The sequence below is a fragment of the Magnetospirillum fulvum MGU-K5 genome, assembly GCF_000442515.1.
Taxonomy (GTDB): domain Bacteria; phylum Pseudomonadota; class Alphaproteobacteria; order Rhodospirillales; family Magnetospirillaceae; genus Phaeospirillum; species Phaeospirillum fulvum_B.
Genome location: NZ_AQPH01000021.1, coordinates 32,399 through 49,883, shown reverse-complemented (window position 1 = coordinate 49,883; position 17,485 = coordinate 32,399). Strand labels below are relative to the sequence as shown.

At 64.8% G+C, this 17,485-nt stretch carries 18 protein-coding genes; 11 read left to right on the top strand and 7 right to left on the bottom strand.

Going from position 1 to position 17,485, the window contains the following annotated elements; genetic code table 11:
• The 3 genes from queG to rfaE1 form a co-directional block, all read right to left on the bottom strand.
• On the bottom strand, positions 1–882 hold an 882-nt coding region (queG, locus tag K678_RS07600), incomplete at its 3' end, for a tRNA epoxyqueuosine(34) reductase QueG (protein ID WP_021131879.1).
• 7 nt (positions 883–889) lie between these two features.
• Complete coding sequence (gene queF / locus K678_RS07595; protein ID WP_021131878.1) at positions 890–1,351, bottom strand: preQ(1) synthase; 462 nt, start codon at positions 1,349–1,351, stop codon at positions 890–892.
• Entirely contained in the window at positions 1,348–2,814 is a 1,467-nt protein-coding gene (gene rfaE1, locus K678_RS07590) for a D-glycero-beta-D-manno-heptose-7-phosphate kinase (protein WP_021131877.1), read from the bottom strand. The genes queF and rfaE1 overlap by 4 nt, the downstream gene beginning before the upstream one ends.
• A 145-nt stretch (positions 2,815–2,959) precedes the next feature.
• Between rfaE1 and K678_RS07585 the strand changes: the two genes are divergently transcribed.
• The 3 genes from K678_RS07585 to K678_RS07575 all read left to right on the top strand — a co-directional run bounded on the left by K678_RS07585 (position 2,960) and on the right by K678_RS07575 (position 5,925).
• Positions 2,960–4,192 carry an anion transporter gene (locus tag K678_RS07585; protein WP_021131876.1) on the top strand — a complete coding sequence of 411 codons (1,233 nt, stop codon included), beginning with the start codon at positions 2,960–2,962 and terminating at the stop codon, positions 4,190–4,192.
• A gap of 143 nt (positions 4,193–4,335) precedes the next feature.
• Positions 4,336–4,830 (top strand): pentapeptide repeat-containing protein, encoded by a 495-nt coding sequence (locus K678_RS07580; RefSeq protein WP_021131875.1) that lies wholly within the window; start codon positions 4,336–4,338, stop codon positions 4,828–4,830.
• Between the two features lie 36 nt (positions 4,831–4,866).
• Entirely contained in the window at positions 4,867–5,925 is a 1,059-nt protein-coding gene (locus tag K678_RS07575; protein ID WP_051185871.1) for a GGDEF domain-containing protein, read from the top strand.
• 56 nt (positions 5,926–5,981) lie between these two features.
• Here the strand turns inward: K678_RS07575 and K678_RS07570 are convergent, their stop codons facing one another.
• Complete coding sequence (locus K678_RS07570; protein WP_155804493.1) at positions 5,982–6,860, bottom strand: PLP-dependent aminotransferase family protein; 879 nt, start codon at positions 6,858–6,860, stop codon at positions 5,982–5,984.
• Positions 6,857–7,408 (bottom strand): hypothetical protein, encoded by a 552-nt coding sequence (locus K678_RS07565; protein WP_021131872.1) that lies wholly within the window; start codon positions 7,406–7,408, stop codon positions 6,857–6,859. Before K678_RS07565 ends, K678_RS07570 begins: the two co-directional genes overlap by 4 nt.
• Before the next feature lie 106 nt (positions 7,409–7,514).
• On the opposite strand from K678_RS07565, the gene ispH reads away from it, so the two are divergent.
• The 4 genes from ispH to rlmN are packed head-to-tail and all read left to right on the top strand — an operon-like array spanning position 7,515 to position 11,122.
• A complete protein-coding gene (gene ispH, locus K678_RS07560) occupies positions 7,515–8,480 on the top strand; it encodes a 4-hydroxy-3-methylbut-2-enyl diphosphate reductase (protein WP_021131871.1) in 966 nt (321 codons plus the stop codon).
• Between the two features lie 7 nt (positions 8,481–8,487).
• Positions 8,488–9,471: a homoserine kinase gene (locus tag K678_RS07555; RefSeq protein ID WP_021131870.1), complete on the top strand. Its 984-nt coding sequence runs from the start codon at positions 8,488–8,490 to the stop codon at positions 9,469–9,471.
• Positions 9,468–9,935, top strand: a complete 468-nt coding sequence (gene rnhA / locus K678_RS07550; protein WP_021131869.1) for a ribonuclease HI — start codon at positions 9,468–9,470, stop codon at positions 9,933–9,935. Before K678_RS07555 ends, rnhA begins: the two co-directional genes overlap by 4 nt.
• Before the next feature lie 44 nt (positions 9,936–9,979).
• Positions 9,980–11,122 carry a dual-specificity RNA methyltransferase RlmN gene (rlmN, locus tag K678_RS07545; RefSeq protein ID WP_021131868.1) on the top strand — a complete coding sequence of 381 codons (1,143 nt, stop codon included), beginning with the start codon at positions 9,980–9,982 and terminating at the stop codon, positions 11,120–11,122.
• Between the two features lie 200 nt (positions 11,123–11,322).
• Here rlmN and dksA read toward each other — a convergent pair whose 3' ends face one another.
• Entirely contained in the window at positions 11,323–11,739 is a 417-nt protein-coding gene (gene dksA / locus K678_RS07540) for an RNA polymerase-binding protein DksA (protein ID WP_021131867.1), read from the bottom strand.
• 154 nt (positions 11,740–11,893) lie between these two features.
• Positions 11,894–12,325 (bottom strand): flagellar assembly protein FliX, encoded by a 432-nt coding sequence (locus K678_RS07535; protein ID WP_021131865.1) that lies wholly within the window; start codon positions 12,323–12,325, stop codon positions 11,894–11,896.
• A 263-nt stretch (positions 12,326–12,588) separates the two neighbouring features.
• Between K678_RS07535 and K678_RS07530 the strand changes: the two genes are divergently transcribed.
• The 4 genes from K678_RS07530 to flgK are packed head-to-tail and all read left to right on the top strand — an operon-like array spanning position 12,589 to position 17,482.
• Entirely contained in the window at positions 12,589–13,764 is a 1,176-nt protein-coding gene (locus tag K678_RS07530) for a flagellar basal body P-ring protein FlgI (protein ID WP_021131864.1), read from the top strand.
• Positions 13,764–14,081, top strand: coding sequence for a rod-binding protein (locus K678_RS07525; protein WP_021131863.1), 318 nt, complete (start codon positions 13,764–13,766; stop codon positions 14,079–14,081). Before K678_RS07530 ends, K678_RS07525 begins: the two co-directional genes overlap by 1 nt.
• A 2-nt stretch (positions 14,082–14,083) precedes the next feature.
• On the top strand, positions 14,084–14,581 hold the full coding sequence (locus K678_RS07520; protein WP_021131862.1) for a flagellar protein FlgN: 498 nt from the start codon (positions 14,084–14,086) through the stop codon (positions 14,579–14,581).
• A gap of 12 nt (positions 14,582–14,593) precedes the next feature.
• A complete protein-coding gene (gene flgK, locus K678_RS07515) occupies positions 14,594–17,482 on the top strand; it encodes a flagellar hook-associated protein FlgK (protein ID WP_021131861.1) in 2,889 nt (962 codons plus the stop codon).
• Positions 17,483–17,485 lie beyond the last annotated feature (3 nt).

The window sequence follows — 17,485 nt, the reverse complement described above, 5'->3', positions numbered from 1 at the left end:
ATCCCGTCCGACCCGTTTGACCGGGGTTCCGACGAACAGGGTGCGAAACCCCGCCTCGTCCAATTGGGCAAGATCGCCCAGCCGAGGCACCATCGTCTCGATCCGGGGCAGAAAATCGGGATCGGACGGCGCGGAAAACCGCACCCACGGGCACGCGGCCTGACAGGCATCGCAACCGTAAATCCGGTTCCCCATCCGAGGCCGCAACGCCTCGGGCATCGGGGCCTTGGCCTCGATGGTGTGATAGGACAGGCACAGGCGCGGATCGATCCGCCCTTCGCCGTCCAAGGCTCCGGTCGGGCAGGCCTCGACGCAGGCCCGGCAACTCCCGCAATGATTGCTTTCGGGCAAATCGGGCGGCAGATCGAGATCGGTCAGCAGTTCGGACAGGAACATCCAGCCGCCGTTACGCTTGGAGACCAGCAGGGTATGCCGCCCCTGCCAGCCCAGCCCGGCTTGCTGCGCCAGCGGCTTTTCCATCACCGGGGCGGTATCGACGCAGGCGCGCACCTCGGCACCGAACCGCTCGGTCAGCCAGCGCGCCAACACTTTCAGCCGCTTTTTTATGACATCGTGATAATCGCGGCTGCGGGCATAGGCGCAGATCGCGCCGCGATCGGGCAGACGGGTCGCCGTTTGGGGATCGTCGGGCGGCGCGTGGCTGGTCGCCAACACGATTGCCGTCCGCGCCTGGGGCCACAAGGCCCGGGGACGGACGCGGCGGTCGGCGGTGTCGGCCAACCAGTTCATCTCGCCCTGGCGGCCTTCAGCCAGGAAACCGAACAGATCCTCGGCCCAGCGCGGCTCCCCATCGACCGGAGCAAAGCCGACATCGCAAAAGCCGAGACGAAGCGCCTGGGCGCGGATCTCGGCTTTCACCACGATGACGCTATCCCCGACCGCGATAAGACGGCACGCCGGGATCGGGCAACCACAATCCGGCCGGGGCCGGGCCGGTCTGCCAGAACACATCGATCGGAATGCCGCCGCGCGGATACCAATAGCCCGCGATCCGCAGCCAGGTCGGGGCGGTGGCCGCGACCACCCGCTTGGCGATCGCCAGGGTGCAATCCTCGTGGAACGAGCCGTGATTGCGGAAGCTGCCCAAGAACAGCTTCAACGATTTGCTTTCGACCAACGCCGCGTCGGGGGCGTAATCGATCACCAGATGGGCGAAATCGGGCTGGCCGGTGATCGGGCACAGCGAGGTGAATTCCGGCGCGGTGAAGCGAACCAGATAAAGACTGCCGGGGTGGGGATTGGGCACCACCTCCAACACCGCTTCGGCCGGATCGGACGGCAGCGCCGTCGCCTGGCCAAGCTGGGTCAGTCCGGGACTCGTGCCGCTCATGACGCGCCTCCATTCATCCGACGAATCGTGTTGGTGGTGCTCTGTCCTTCGATGAGGTCGGCCAGAACGACCTTGCCGCCCCAGCCCTGAACCAGATCGGCACCGACCACCGTCGCGACGGTGTAATCGGCCCCCTTGACCAGCACGTCGGGACGCAACGTCTCGATCAGCGCCAGCGGGGTGTCTTCGCCGAAGATCACCACCAGATCGACCGAGGCCAGCGACGACAGCACGGTGGCCCGCGCCGCCTCGGACTGGACCGGACGAGTCGGACCTTTCAGCCGCTGGACCGAGGCATCGCTGTTCAACCCGACCACCAGCCGGTCACAGGCCGCCCGCGCCTGGGCCAGGATCGAGACATGGCCGGGATGGAGCAGGTCGAAACAGCCGTTGGTGAAACCGACCTTCAGCCCCTTGCGCCGCCACAGATCAGCCAGATCGGCGGCAGCAGCGGCGGTGACGATCTTCGACCCGCCGGCGGTGAGGTCGCCGTGATGCAACACCGCGATCAGTTCATCGGCATAGGCGACGGCGGTGCCGACTTTGGCCACGACGATTCCGGCAGCGACATTGGCGAGCACCGCGCCTTCGAGCAGGCTGGCACCCGAGGCCAACGCGGCGGCCAGGGTCGCCACCACGGTATCACCCGCGCCGGAAACGTCGAACACCTCGCGCGCCTCGGCGGGCAGGTGATGCACCGCCCCGTCGCCCTGGACCAGAGTCATCCCGTCCTGGCTGCGGGTCACCAGCACCGAATTGATGCCGCAGGTGGCGATCAGATGGCGGGCGGCGGCAACCACCTCGTCGTCATTATCGACCGCCATTCCGGTCGCTTCGTGCAATTCCTTGCGATTGGGGGTGACGATGGTGGCCCCGGCATAGATCGAATAATCGGTGCCCTTGGGATCGACCACCACCACCTTGCCCGCCGCGCGGGCGATCAGGGCGGCAACGATGTCGGGAGCCAGCACGCCCTTGCCGTAATCGGACAGCACCACCACCCCGGCTTTGGCCATCAGGGCCTCGGCGCGGGCCAGCACCTCGGCGCGGACCGGCTCGGTTACCGCAGAGCGGGTTTCGCGGTCGGCGCGCAGAAGCTGTTGATTCGACGCGAAGAAGCGGGTTTTGATCGTGGTCTGGCGGCCGGGCTCGACCAGCAGCGCGGGTTCGATCGTCTTGTGCTCGTCAACCAGCCGGGCAATCTCTTGCCCCGGCGCGTCGTCACCGACCACCGCGATGAACGCCGGATGAGCCCCCAGCGCAACCAGATTGCGCACGACATTACCCGCGCCGCCCAGCATCGCGCTTTCGCGCTGGACCGCCAGCACCGGGATCGGCGCTTCGGGACTGATCCGGTCGACCGAGCCATAAACGAAGCGGTCCAGCATCACATCCCCGACGCACAGAACGGAAGTGGCCCGCAACCGCTCGACGCGGTCAGCCAAAGCGGAAAGTTCGGTCATGCTACCCCTTCGGACTGATAGATGACATCGCCCTATCCCAACCGTCCCTCTGGCGCAAGACAAAAGCCCCGAGACACCGGCAATTCCTCATTTGGGCTTTGACTTCTCTTGATTGCGGACGGGCGGACGGGCGATAAACAGAGCCATGGATACCTTCGTCATCGTCGTCTTCGTCCTCACCTATCTCGGCATGGCTTTCGGCAGCGTGCCCGGATTGAAAATCGACCGCACCGGCATCGCGCTGGTCGCCGTGGTGGCCCTGTTGCTGTCGGGTAAGGTCGGCGTCCGCGCCATGGGGAGCTCGATCGACGTCCCCACCCTGCTGCTGCTGTTCGCCTTGATGATCGTGTCGGCCCAGTTCCAACTGGCCGGGGTCTATGACGCGGTGGCGGCGCGGGTGGCGGGGGGCACCGGCTCGCCCCGACGCCTGCTGGCTCTGGTGATCGTCGCGGCGGGCGGGCTGTCGGCAGTGCTGGCCAACGATGTCGTCTGCTTTGCGATGACTCCGATTGTCGCCGAAGGAATCCGCCGCCGTGGGCTTGATCCCCGCCCCTATCTGCTCGGTCTGGTCGGTGCCGCCAATGCGGGCAGCGCCGCCACCCTGATCGGCAATCCGCAAAACATTCTGATCGGTCAGGTCGGTGGGCTGGATTTCTGGGACTTCCTCGCCGCCTGCGCCGTCCCTGCGCTGGCCTCGCTGGTGGTGGTCCATGTCGCCATCGCCTGGATCTGGCGAGCCGAACTCAACACCACCCCGACCCCGCCGCCGCCGCTGACGTCGGGTCCGCACCTGCACCGCTGGCAGGCGATGAAGGGGGCCTGCGCTCTGCTTGGCCTCGCCCTGCTGTTCGCCGCCCCGCTGCCGCGCGAAGTCGGCGCGATGGTGATCGCCGGTCTGTTGCTGGCCAGCCGCCGGATGTCGTCGCGGGAAATGATCGGCTCGGTCGATTGGCACCTGCTGCTGCTGTTCGCCTGCCTGTTCGTCGTCACCGGAGCCTTTGCCGACACCGATCTGGCCCGGCAATGGGTCGAGAGTCTGGCCGACAACGGGCTGTTCCCCGAAACGTTGGGGGCGATGCTGCCGCTGTCGCTGGTCGCCTCGAACTCGATCGGCAACGTACCTGCGGTGATGCTGATCCTCGCGGTCTGGCACACGCCCGATCCGGGGGCGCTGACCGGGCTGGCGCTGCTGTCCACCCTGGCGGGCAATTTCCTGCTGGTCGGCAGCATGGCCAACATCATCGTCGCCGAGCGTGCCGCCTCGGTCGGAGCGAAACTGTCGTTCGGCGATTTCGCCCGCGCCGGTATCCCCCTGACCCTGGTAACGATGGCGATCGCGGTGGCTTGGCTGTGGTTGGGCGGCTGGATGACCTGGTAGGAATGCCGGTCTGTCCGGATATCCCCCGTGGGAACACTCAATCGGCAACAATTCAATCGAAGCGTTGTAGCGGTCGCGAGGCGGGACGGGCATACTTGAGTCCGTCGCCCTTCGTCGGGGTGAGTTTAGACCCACGGAACAATATGCGGATCGTCGCCCTTTTCCTTTTTGTCCTGCTCGGCTTCGCCGCTCCGACCTTGGCCGCCGATTGCAACGCGCCCGCGGCGGCGGGGGTCGATTGGCAACGCTGTTACATGGACGGGCGTGGTTTTATCGGCGACACCCTGACCGGATCGCGGCTGCGCGAGACCAGCTTCCAGCGCTCGGACCTGTCGGGGGCCAATCTGGTCCGGGTCGACGGCTATCGCGTCCGCTTCGTCTCGGCCCGGATGCGCGGCGCAAAGCTGGATGACGGCCAGTTCAGCGATGCCGATTTCACCAAGGCCGATCTGGCCGGCGCATCGCTGGTGCGCAGCGATCTGCGGCGCGCCCGATTCTTCAACGCTTCATTGCGCGGAGCCGACCTGACCGGAGCCAGAACGCAAGGCGCGGAAATGCTGGGGGCCGATCTGTCGGGAGCGCTGTGGACCGACGGGGTGCGCCGCTGCGCCGAGGGATCGCTGGGGCAGTGCAATTGAGCGGAACGATGGACATCATTGGGAGCAGAATAGGTCTTGGCTGATAACAGGAACTCCGACCCGATCGACGTTGCCCTGCATTGCGCACGGGCTGCTCTCGGCATGATGGAGCGGCATCGGATTCCGCCCTATCCCGAGAATTTTTCGATCTGGTACGCCTACGTCAACGGACGCAATCCCGAACTGACGGCGGCGATCGAGGAGATTTTGCGGGCGGGGAAGCGCTTTTCCCCCGAGATCAACGACACCCTGTACGAACGGTTTGCCGCCTTCACCCCCGACAAGGCCGAATTGCGCGAGGTCGGCCAGCGGGTCGAGGAAGCGGTCGGGCGGATGCTCGATTACCTGTCCCACGCGTCGCAGGGCACGTCGAATTATGGCGCGGCCCTGGAAAACTTTTCGGGCTGCCTCAGCACCAACGACCCGACGCCGGGCCAGATCAACGAAGCGGTCGCGGCGATCCTGACCGAAACGCGGACGATGACCGATCTCAACCGCCAGCTCGAACGGCGACTGGCCTCGTCGGGACGGGAAATCCGCCAGCTTCGCGATGCGCTCGACAGCCTCCAACGCGAGGCATCGACCGATGCCCTCACCCAGCTCGCCAATCGCAAGACCTTCGATTCGGTCATCACCCAGGCGATCCGCGACGCCGACTATACCGGCCGCCCGCTCTGTCTGGTGATGGTCGATGTCGATCACTTCAAAAGCTTCAACGACACTTACGGCCACCCGCTGGGCGACCAGATTCTGAAGCTGATCGGCCGCTCGCTGGTCGAGACGATCCAGTCCAAGGACACCGCCGCCCGCTATGGTGGCGAGGAATTCGCGCTGATCCTGCCCGAAACCGATCTGGAGGCCGCGATTGTGATCGCCGACGATATCCGTCTGCGCGTCGCCGGACGTCGGGTCACCAACCGCCGCACCGGCGAAACCCTGGGACAGGTGACCCTGTCGGCGGGCGTCGCCCAATTCGTCGCCGGGGAAACGATCACCTCGCTGGTTCACCGCGCCGACGAGGCGCTGTATCTGGCCAAGCGCGAGGGCCGCAATCAGGTGAGAAGCGAGCGCGAGCTCGCTCCGGACCGGATTTAACCGTCGTTCCGAGGATTGGTCTCATACCGGCCAACCCTCGATTTGGCCGGTTGGTATCAAGCCAGCGCCGCCGCCAGACGGTCGGGGGCGTCGTCGTCGATCGCGCCGGTGACCGAGAGCAGCAGCAGCGGCCGCAATTCCGGCCATCCCGGATACAGCCGGGCGGCCGGAACGGCCTCGATCCCGGACAGTCGGGGCAGACACGGCACCATTGCCTCGGCATCCTTGTCTTCGCCGAGATAGAGCGCGACGGTGGCGAACCGCTGCCCCGACACCAGCGACAGCCCCCTCACCCGCCGCAGCCGCGCCGCGATCCGCTCGGCCGCATCGTTAGCCGCCCGCGCCCGCGCCGCCAATCCGTCGTTGGCCAGGGCGGCCCCAAGCGTCTCGACCGCCGCACCGGACACAGGCGTTTCGCCCGATCCTTCCGCCAGCGCGGCCCGTCCATAGACCAGCCCCAGCGGCAGCGAGACCCCAAGCAACGGCGAGTGCCCCCCAACCACCACCAGATCGGCGTCGGGCGGGCCGCCTAAGGCAAGCAAAGCAGGATCGGCGATCACGGCCACCGGCACCGTTCCATCCTCGCGGCACAGGCTGGCGGCAAGACCGAACCCGCGCAGAGTCCCGAACGGATCGGGGCTCTGGACCACCAGGGCGGCAAGATCCCAGCCCGTCCGCCCGGCCAAATCCTCGATCCCAAGCGGATCGGGGGCCAGACACTCGATCTCGATGGCCAGGGGAGCAAGCGCCGCCTCGATCGCAGCGGCGGTGACGGGATGCAGACTGCCGGACAGAATCACCCGCCGCCGCCCGGTCGCGTCACAGGCTCGCCGCACCGCCAGAACACAGGCCCCGACCACGTCGCTCTGCGCCGCCGCGACCGACACGCCCCCGGTCAATACTGCCAGGGCGTCATCGCCCGGCGCAGACCTCACCGTTTGGTCCTGCGGTTCTGTTCCAGTTCATCAGCGGTGGTCTGGAAGCCGAGATAAATGACGTATTGGTCAATCAGTTCCCGATTCTTAAGCGGAATCTGCATCCGCACCCCCTCGTCGGTGATGCGGAACGAATCGACGCCTTCGGGGAAGACAACCGGAACCGCGATCACCGCCTTGGCCTCGTCGGCGGGATAGAATTTGGGGATCGCGACGAAATAGCTGAGAGTGGCTTCGCGACTGACGGCGGCGGGGCCGCGCTTGAGGTCCAGGCTGACCGACAGATCGACATTGGCGCCCTTGGCGTCATAGCCGCATTCGCCCTTAAAACCGACGATTTCGGCCTCGACCTCGACGTCGGTCAGATCGCGCCCGGCCCCCGGACGGAATTTGGTGATATGCGAAGCGTCCGACAGGATGTAAACGGGGGGGCACGGTGGCGGCTCGGACTTCGTCAACGAGGAACAGCCGGCCAGGGCCACCGCCATCGCCAGAACCGAAAGGGCTGGGCCAAAGGCTCGGCCACGGGGGGCGGCAAATTCACGCATGCCATTCTTCCTTCGACGGACCATGATCTGGTAAACCTTCGAACCGACTTTAGTGAAGGCGGCAGCCAGGCACAAGCTGGCATCAAGTCCGCGAAAGGATGCTCCAGTGACGACAGATTCCTCCGTTGCGAAAAAACCGCCCCTGACCCTGCTGCTGGCGAGCCCGCGCGGCTTTTGCGCCGGGGTTGACCGCGCCATTCATATCGTCGAACGGGCGCTGGAGAAATTCGGCGCGCCGGTCTATGTGCGCCATGAAATCGTCCATAACCGCTTTGTCGTCGAGGAACTCGCCCGCAAAGGCGCGGTGTTCGTCGAGGAACTGAACGAAGTCCCCGATGGGGCGGCGGTGGTGTTCTCTGCCCACGGCGTGCCCAAGACGGTGCCGCTGGAGGCAAAGCGGCGCGCCCTGACCTCGCTCGACGCCACCTGTCCGCTGGTGACCAAGGTCCATCGCGAGGCCGAGCAGCACCACGATCTCGGTCGCCAGATCATCATGATCGGCCATGCTGGACACCCCGAAGTGATCGGCACGATCGGTCAGGTGCCCGAAGGCACCGTCCTGCTGGTCGGCACCCCCGAGGAAGCGGCGACGGTGATGCCGCGCGATCCCGACAAGCTGGCTTATATCACCCAGACGACGTTGTCGGTCGATGATGCCGCCGAAGTGATCAAGGTGCTGCAAGCCCGCTTCCCCAAGATCGTGTCGCCCAAGCGCGAAGACATCTGTTATGCCACCACCAACCGTCAGGCGGCGGTGCGGACGATCGCGCCGCGCTGCGATGCCCTGATGGTGATCGGCTCGCCCAATTCGTCCAATTCCAGCCGTCTCGTCGAAGTCGCCACCCGCGCCGGATGCTCGCGCTCGGTGCTGGTGCAGCGCGCCACCGAAGTCGATTGGGCCGAATTGGAGGGGATCGAGCGTCTGGGGATCACCGCCGGTGCCTCGGCTCCCGAAATCCTGGTCGAGGAAGTGGTCGCGGCCGTGCGGCAACGCTTCGACGTCACGATTGAGGAAGTCCGGGTCACCACCGAAATGGTGACCTTCAAGCTGCCGCAATCCCTGTCGGAATAAGTCCACGATGGCGGTCTATACCGAGGTCTCCGACGACGCGCTCGACGCCTTCGTCGGCCAGTACGATATTGGGGAGGTGGTGTCGTGCAAGGGCATCGCCGAAGGCGTTGAGAACAGCAACTATCTGCTGCAAACGGAACGGGGTGCCTACATCCTGACCCTCTATGAAAAGAGGGTCGATCCCGGCGATCTCCCGTTCTTTCTCGGCCTGATGGACCATCTCGCCGCGCGCGGGCTGGCCTGTCCGACCCCGATTGCCGGACGGGACGGAAAGACCTTGCGCTCGCTATGCGATCGCCCGGCCGCCATCGTCAGCTTCCTGTCCGGGGTGTGGCATGGCCGCCCCCGGGCCGACCATTGCTCTGCCCTGGGCGAAGCGATGGCGGAAATGCATCTGAAGGGGGCCGATTTCGCCATCCGGCGGCCCAACAGCCTGTCGGTGGCGGGATGGCGGCCGCTGTTCGACACGATCCGCGACCGCGCCGACGAGATTACCCCCGGCCTCGCCCCGCTGGTCGAGGCGGAACTGGCCTATCTCGAGACGCACTGGCCGACCGATCTGCCGGTTGGGCTGATCCATGCCGACCTGTTCCCCGACAACGTCTTCTTCCTGGGCGGACGTAACCATGACACCCCGGAACGGGTGTCGGGGCTGATCGATTTCTATTTCGCCTGCACCGATCTGCTGGCCTACGACATCGCGATCTGTCTCAACGCGTGGTGCTTCGAGCCGGACGGGTCGTTCAACGCCACCAAGGCGCGCTATCTGCTGAGTGGCTATCGCCGCCTTCGCCCGCTGTCGGATGCCGAGATGGCGGCTCTGCCGCTGCTGGCGCGGGGCGCGGCGCTCCGCTTCCTGCTGACCCGCAGCTATGATTGGCTGAACACGCCCGCCGGAGCGCTGGTCAAGCGCAAGGACCCGATGGAATATCTGCACAAGCTGCGCTTTCACCAGAACATCGCCGGTCCCGGCGGATACGGCATCGAATGAGCGACACCGAACGGGTCCAGATTTTCACCGACGGGGCGTGCAGCGGCAATCCCGGTCCCGGCGGCTGGGGGGCGATTCTGCGCTTTCGCGGCACCGAGAAGGAATTGAAGGGCGGCGAGGCGCTGACCACCAACAACCGCATGGAAATGATGGCGGTTCTGGTGGCCTTCAACACGCTGACCCGCCCCTGCGCCGTCGATCTTTATACCGACAGCCAGTACGTCAAAAAGGGCATGACCGAGTGGCTGCGCGGCTGGAAAGCACGCGGGTGGAAGACCGCCGACAAGAAGCCGGTCAAGAACGACGATTTGTGGAAAGCGCTGGATGCGGCGGCGGCCCGGCACGATGTCGCCTGGCACTGGGTGCGCGGCCATGACGGCCACCCCGAGAACGAGCGGGCCGACGCCCTGGCCCGCGAAGGCGTCGCGATGGCGCGGGAGGGCGCGACAACAGAGGTTCTCTGACGGGGCCTGTTGCGCCCAAGACGCGGGAACCCTATGTTCCGCCCATGACTGCGACCGAAACCAAACCCAATCTGATCGGCCTATCGCGTGCGGACCTGATCGCCGCGATGGAAACGATCGGCGAAAAGCCCTTCCGCGCCAAACAGCTTTGGCACTGGATGTATCATCGTGGCGAAAGCGATTTCGCCCAGATGAGTTCGATTTCAAAGACGATGCAGGCCCGTCTGGCCGAGCATTTCGTCGTCCGCCGCCCGGTGGTCGAGCGCGAACTGATCTCGACCGATACCACCCGCAAATGGCTGTTGCGCTTCAATGACGGCAACGAGGCGGAAACCGTCTATATCCCCGACGGGGACGAGGATCGCGGTGCCGCCTGCGTCTCGACCCAGGTCGGCTGTACCCTCACCTGCCGCTTCTGTCATACCGGCACCCAGACGCTGGTGCGCAACCTCTCCGCCGCCGAGATCGTCGGTCAGGTGATGGTCGCCCGCGATTCGCTGGGCGAGTGGCCTACCCCCGACGATAGCGGCCGCCGCCTGTCGAACGTGGTGGTGATGGGGATGGGCGAGCCGCTTTACAATTTCGACAACGTCGCCACCGCGCTGGAAATCGTGATGGATGGCGAGGGGATCGGCATCTCGCGCCGTCGCATCACCCTGTCGACCTCGGGCGTGGTGCCGATGATGAAGCTGTGCGGCGAGCGGCTGGGGGTCAATCTGGCGGTCAGCTTGCACGCCGTCACCGACGAATTGCGCGACCGGATCATGCCGATCAATCGGAAATATCCGCTGAAAGAGCTGATCCAGGCCTGCCACGACTATCCCGGCGCGTCGAACGCACGGCGGATCACCTTCGAATACATCATGCTGAAGGGGGTCAACGATTCCCCCGCCGACGCCCGCGCGTTGCTGAAGCTGATCCGGGGCCTGCCCGCCAAGTTCAACCTGATCCCGTTCAATCCCTGGCCGGGGTCAGAGTTCGAAACGCCGGAGCCGCGTTCGGTCAAGGCGTTCTCGGACATCTTGCAAGATGCGGGCTATTCCGCCCCGATCCGGATGCCGCGCGGGCGCGACATCCTGGCCGCCTGCGGCCAGTTGCGGTCGGACAGTCTGCGGGAAAAGGCCAGCCTGGCCAAGGCGCGCGCCGCCGCCGGGATTATCGACGACGACCATCCGCAGCGGGACTGATACCGGCGGCTCAATGAATTGACCCGCCGTATTGCCCTTCGCCGGGCGCGGGCATCCGCGCCCTTGGCCGCCGCCGCAATGGCGGCCAGATACCGGCCAACAGGTCAAAACAAAGGTTGGCCGGTATGGTACCAAAGTCCACGCATGGGAATACCCCCGGCAAAGCCATGCTTCGCCGGGGCGTGTGCCGTTAACAACACCTATTCGTCGCGGTGAGTGCGTTCCTGGCGCTCGTGCCGTTCCTGCGCCTCGATCGACAGCGTCGCGATCGGACGGGCTTCCAGGCGGCGGATGCTGATCGGCTCGCCGGTATCCTCGCAATAGCCGTAGGTCCCATCCTCGACCCGCTGCAACGCGGCGTCGATTTTGGCGATCAGCTTACGCTCGCGGTCACGCGTGCGCAGTTCCAAGGCGCGGTCGGTTTCGGCGGAGGCACGATCGGCGATATCCGGCTCCTGCAAGCCCCCTTCTTGGAGGTGTTGCAGGGTTTCGTCCGATTCGCGCAACAGCTCGGAGCGCCACCGCAAAAGTTTCAGGCGGAAGTACTCCTTCATGACATCGCTCATGAAGAGTTCATCCTCGGACGGATGATAATCCGGCGGCAGCGTGACGGTCATTCAAACCCTCGAAGTCGCGGGCGGTCCCAAATCGATGCGCAATATATGGTCCGAAGCCCACCCCCGCAAGCACCGTCTTTCATCCAAGAAGTTTGAAGCAAGCGAACACCCTGCCGAAGCAGTAGCGGCGAAAGCGAAAAAACGGGCAAGATCATCACCCCCGCCGTGAAAGCTTGGCCAGTTCCACCTCGACTCTCAGTTCGATCTCGTCCAGCAACGCGCTGAGTCGGGGGTCGGTCGAAGATTCACGGCGGACCCGGATCGTCTGGGCCAGGGTCGCCATTTTGTCCACCGGAATTTCGCCCATCAACAGGCCGTGGCGCAGATCTTCAAGCCCGTCGAGCAGGCTTTCGCCACGACGGACCAGACGGCGGCGGGTCTCGCGCTCCAACGCATCGTCGGCCTGCTGAACCATCAGCAACGCGTCGACGCTGCCGATCCCGACCGACGCCTCGACGGCGTGAGATTCCTCCGCCTGATCCATGGAATCGACCAGCGCCCGACGAAACTCGCCGGGTTTGCTGTTCTTATCGGTCCGGCGGGGGCCGCTCGCGGCACCCTTGGACCCAACTCCAGAAATCTTCATGTCTCCCCGGTGCGGCTGCGGATGGTGGGGGCCCGGCATAGGGCCGACATCGATCCTACCACAATTCACCCCGCACATATTTCGCCTGACTCGTCCATCCGGGTCAACCGGGCAGGAATTGCCGGGCAAAAGGGACGGAACTGCCGGTCACTCCCCTTCGACAGCCCGTCAAATGGGGCTTCGGCTCGCCCTGGCGGTTGGCATGGCTTTCGCATAGGTACGGACCGAGAGACCAAGCACCGCCTGCCGGGGACAAAACCGCCATGACCCGCATTCCAGCCACCCACCCCACCTTCGCCGCTCCCCTGCGCGCCTTGCTGCTGTCCACCCTGCTGCTGGCGGCGGCGCTGGGGATGGCTCCGGCCAATGCCTTCGGAGCCTCGCGCATCAAGGACATCGCTGATTTCGAAGGCGTGCGCGACAACATGCTGATCGGCTATGGCCTGGTGGTCGGGCTGAACGGCACCGGCGACAAGCTGACCAACGCTCCGTTCACCAAGGAAAGTCTGGCCGGCATGTTGGAACGGCTGGGGGTCAACATCCGCGACAAGACTGGCGCGATCACCTCGCTTGATCCCAAGAACGTCGCGGCGGTGATGGTCACCGCCGTCCTGCCGCCGTTTTCGCGCCAGGGCACCCATATCGACGCTTCGATCTCGGCGATGGGCGATGCCAAGGATCTGCGCGGCGGCACCTTGCTGGTCACCCCGCTGATCGGCGCCGATGGCGAAGTCTATGCCGTCGGCCAGGGGCAGGTCGCCACCGGCGGCTTTACCGCCTCGGGCGCGTCTGGAAGTTCGGTGACCAAGGGCGTCCCCACCGCCGGCCGCATCGCCAACGGGGCGATCGTCGAACGCGAATTGCCGTTCGAGATGGCCCATATGGAAGCGGTCAAGGTGTCGTTGCGCAATCCCGACTTCACCACCTCGCGCCGGATCGCCCAGGCGGTTAATTCCTATCTTGGCGGCGACATGGCCCGCCCGGTCGATCCCGGCACGGTCCAGATCATGGTTCCGCCCAATTATCGCGGCAATGTCGTCGGCCTGCTGACCGATATCGAGCAATTGCGGGTCGAGCCCGACCAGATGGCCCGCGTCGTCATTGACGAAACCTCGGGGACCATCGTGATGGGCGAGAACGTCCGCATCAGCACCGTGGCGATTGCCCAGGGCCAGTTGACGATCCGCATCACCGAGACGCCGCAGGTGTCGCAGCCCTCGCCCTTCTCGGAAGGCGGCACCACCACCACGGTTCCGCGCACCGATATCGATGTCGAGGAAGGCGGCGGCAAGAAGCTGGCTGTCGTCCCCCACAAGGTCACGCTTCAGGAACTGGTCGAGGGCCTGAACAGCCTGGGGATCGGCCCGCGCGATCTGATCTCGATCCTCCAGGCGATCAAGGCCGCCGGAGCCCTCCAAGCCGACCTTGAGGTGCTGTGATGACCGCCCTGGCCACCACGCCGTCCTATGACCCGTCGCTGGCGGCCCCGCGTGCGCCGACGATGACCGCCACCACCCGCGAAAAGGCCGCCAAGACCGCCAAGGCGTTCGAAAGCCAGTTCGTGTCGCAGATGTATCAGCACATGTTCGACGGCATCGAAACCGACGGTCTGTTCGGCGGCGGCAGCGGCGAGAAGATGTTCCGCTCCCTGCTGATCGACGAATACGCCAAAATAACGACCAACCGCCCCGGCGGCAGTGGCTTCGGCATCGCCCCCGCGATCGAGAAGATGCTGCTGAAGCAGCAGGAGGTTTAGTGATGACGACCCAATCCCTCGCCGAAGACGATTTCGTCCAGGACGACACCACCGACGACACCCTCAAAGACAGCGCCATCCCGGCGTTCGACGATCTGATGTTCGCCTGCACCAACCTGTGCGAATTGCTGGAAGTCGAGAACGACGCGCTGGCCAATCACGATGCCGAGACCATCGCCGCATTGGGCGATCGCAAGATCGCGCTGACACGGCTGTATGCGTCCTACACCAGGGGGCTGGCCGATCTGCCGGAATCGGGTCGCGGTTTCAATCCGGAACAAAGAGACGAATTGCTGGCGGTCGGCCGCCAGTTGGAAGAACTGGTCGAGCGCAATGCGATGCTGCTGCGCGCCGCGATCGACGCCACCAAGACGGTGGTCGACATCATCGCCCAGTCGGTGCGGTCAAGCCAGGAGCCCGGCATCGTCTATAACCGCAGCGGAGCGATGCGCGGCAACGACGACAAGGCGACCAGTTACAGCCTCAACAATCTCCTCTGAAGGAAGCGGGCGATGGCCATCACCCTCGGACTGGACACCGCGCTCTCGGGTCTGCTGACCAATCAGCAGGCGCTGAACACGATTTCCCAGAACATCGTCAACGTCAACACGCCCGGCTATACCCGCAAGGTGCTGATGCCGGAATCCCGCGCCGTCAACGGCCTGGGGGCCGGGGTGCAGGTTACCGCGCTCCAGCGCAACGTTGACGAGGGATTGCTGTCCTATGTCCGCTCCGACAACGCCACGCTGAGCAACCTTCAGGCCCTGTCCGGTACCTATCAGCAGGTCCAGAATCTGTTCGGCAAGGTCGGCGATAAAAGCTCGATCAGCCACAACGTCCAGACTGTCCTTAACAATCTGATCACCCTGGCCGCGACCCCGGACAAGTCCGACGTCCAGTCAGCGACGGTCCAGGCGGCCAAGACCGCGACCGACCAGATGGCGATGGTTACCGACCAGCTTCAGTCGCTGCGGGCGACGGCGGACCAGAAGATCGCCAGCGATTGCGATCAGATCAACTCGCTGCTGAGCAATATCCACGACCTCAACATCAAGATCACCCGCTCGCTGGCCCTGAAGATCGACGCCACCGACCTGCAAGATCAGCGCGACCAGTCGCTGACCAGCCTGTCGAAGCTGATCGACATCAGTTACTACAACCTCCAGGACGGGTCGGTCACGGTTGGCACCAGTGGCGGCGACGTGCTGGTCAATAGCAGCCAGGCCTTTTCCCTGACCCATTCCGGCCTGTCCGGCGCAGCGCCGTGGATGAGCCGCGCCGGGGGGCAGTTCGGCCCGATCACGCTGAACAACGGCAGCAGCCCGGCCAAGGACATGACCAGCCTGATCCGTGGTGGCGACATGAAGGCCAACATTGATCTGCGCGATACGATCCTGCCCAACCTGCAAAGCCAGCTCGACCAATTGGCGACCCAGTTGAAGGACACGCTCAATCTGGTCAACAATCGCGGCGTCCAGTTGCCGACCCCGGCCAGCACGATCACCGGCACCCGGACCTTCGCCGATCAGACCAACCTCAATCAGTCGATCAGCCTGTCCGGCACCGAGGACACCGCCCTGGTGCTCTACGATGCCCAGGGCAACCAGAAGGCCACCACCACCCTGCGCAGCCTGATGGATGGTTCGTCCTTCTCGCTGGCCAAGGAACTGATCAACCAGCCGTGGACGCTCTCGTCGATCGCCGACCGGATGCAGACCTGGATGCGCGGCCAGTCCACCTATGCCAACGCCTCGACCGCCAAGGTCGGGCTTGATGCCAACGGCCATTTCTCGATCTCGACCGGCAACAGCGATATCGGGCTGGCGTTCCGCGATCAGGTCGATAGCACCCCCGGTGCCAAGACCACCGATATCAGCGTCACCTTCCACGCCACCCAGCCGCCGGGAGTCAGCACCAACACCACGTCGATCCCCAAGGCGACCACCCTGGTCGGCACCAGCCTGACCGGCGCCTCTCCGGCCGTCGCCGCCACCGACACGTTCAAGCTGACGATGGGCGGCAACACCTATACCTACACGGTCGGGGCCGCCGCCTCGCCACCGCAAAGCGCCCCGGCCGCCAGCCTCACCGGCAACGACCTGCTGAACTGGGTCCGCTCGATCCCCGGTCTGGAAGGGTCGGAATTCGCCACAATCGCCGGTGTGACCAAGCTTCAGATCGCCAATACCACCGGTCTTTCGATCTCCACCACCGGCACCAGCGCCTCGCTGGCCGCGCTGACCCCCGGCGTTCCGGCGGCGGCAACCCCGGATCAGGTGGTTAAGGGCTTTTCAAACTTCCTGGGCCTGAACGACCTGTTCGTGTCGAACCAGCCCCGCGCCCTGCTCGATTCGCAGATCCTGCCGCCCTATTCCACCCTGGGGACGACGCGCGATCTGACTCTGTATGACAGTCTGGGCGCGGCCGGGCCGTCGATGACCTTCAATGCCGGGACCTCGATCCAGGAAATCGCCGCCAAGATCAACAGCAACAGCACCATCCTTCAGTCCGGATTGGTGGGGCAAAGCTCGGTGACCCTGGCCACGGGCAACACCTCGCTCAACATCCTCGATGTCAACGGCAACACCGTTTCCAGCGTGACCGTGCCGGCCGGGACCACCAGCCTTCAGGCGATCGCCGACGCGCTGACCGCCTCGAACTCGACGCTGACCGCCCAGGTGGAAAAAGATAGCGGCGGATATCGGCTGCGGGTCTGGGACAATAGCGGCAGCCCGCTCACGGTCAGCTATGACGGCCCCGACAGCACCGATCTGCGCAACAAACTCAGCCTGTCGAGCAGTCAGATTTTTGTCGCCAGCGTCGTCGACGAAGGGTCAGGTCAGCGCCTGCGCATCCGCCAGAGCAGCAACATGGATGCTTACGCCCAGTCCAGCACGGATGCCGCCAACACCAGCCTGCTGACCGATCTCGGGCTTGATACCGCCGCCAGCGGATTGGCCGGGAGCATCTCGGTGCGCAAGGACATCGTGTCCGCACCGTCGAAAATCTCGCGGGCGACAACCCAGTGGAACGCCGACACCAAGGTCTATTACATGAGCTCGGGCGATGCCAACATCGCCAGCCAGATGGTCACCGCGTTCAATCAGCCCCAGGCCATCAACGGCGCGGGCAAGCTGGCGACGTCGAAATACTCGCTGACCGACTATGCCACCCAGCTCGTGTCGATGACCGCACAGGACATCAGCAGCACCGCCTCGGACCTCAGCTACCACACCACCCTGAATCAGAACATCAACACCCAGATTCAGGCCAAAAGCGGGGTCAACCTCGACGAGGAGGTCTCGAACATGATTAACTTCCAACAGGCCTATTCCGCCTCGGCCAAGGTCATCAGCACCTTGAAAGACATGCTGGACGTCCTGATGGGAATCATCCGATAGGAG

Excerpts from the sequence above, each read along its gene's own strand:
- queF (WP_021131878.1), bottom strand. The coding sequence starts at position 1,351 with ATGAGCGGCACGAGTCCCGGACTGACCCAGCTTGGCCAGGCGACGGCG.
- rfaE1 (WP_021131877.1), bottom strand. The coding sequence starts at position 2,814 with ATGACCGAACTTTCCGCTTTGGCTGACCGCGTCGAGCGGTTGCGGGCC.
- K678_RS07520 (WP_021131862.1), top strand. The coding sequence starts at position 14,084 with ATGACGACCCAATCCCTCGCCGAAGACGATTTCGTCCAGGACGACACC.
- rnhA (WP_021131869.1), top strand. The coding sequence starts at position 9,468 with ATGAGCGACACCGAACGGGTCCAGATTTTCACCGACGGGGCGTGCAGC.
- K678_RS07565 (WP_021131872.1), bottom strand. The coding sequence starts at position 7,408 with ATGCGTGAATTTGCCGCCCCCCGTGGCCGAGCCTTTGGCCCAGCCCTT.
- K678_RS07555 (WP_021131870.1), top strand. The coding sequence starts at position 8,488 with ATGGCGGTCTATACCGAGGTCTCCGACGACGCGCTCGACGCCTTCGTC.
- K678_RS07525 (WP_021131863.1), top strand. The coding sequence starts at position 13,764 with ATGACCGCCCTGGCCACCACGCCGTCCTATGACCCGTCGCTGGCGGCC.
- K678_RS07580 (WP_021131875.1), top strand. The coding sequence starts at position 4,336 with ATGCGGATCGTCGCCCTTTTCCTTTTTGTCCTGCTCGGCTTCGCCGCT.
- K678_RS07535 (WP_021131865.1), bottom strand. The coding sequence starts at position 12,325 with ATGAAGATTTCTGGAGTTGGGTCCAAGGGTGCCGCGAGCGGCCCCCGC.
- K678_RS07585 (WP_021131876.1), top strand. The coding sequence starts at position 2,960 with ATGGATACCTTCGTCATCGTCGTCTTCGTCCTCACCTATCTCGGCATG.
- K678_RS07530 (WP_021131864.1), top strand. The coding sequence starts at position 12,589 with ATGACCCGCATTCCAGCCACCCACCCCACCTTCGCCGCTCCCCTGCGC.
- rlmN (WP_021131868.1), top strand. The coding sequence starts at position 9,980 with ATGACTGCGACCGAAACCAAACCCAATCTGATCGGCCTATCGCGTGCG.
- flgK (WP_021131861.1), top strand. The coding sequence starts at position 14,594 with ATGGCCATCACCCTCGGACTGGACACCGCGCTCTCGGGTCTGCTGACC.
- dksA (WP_021131867.1), bottom strand. The coding sequence starts at position 11,739 with ATGACCGTCACGCTGCCGCCGGATTATCATCCGTCCGAGGATGAACTC.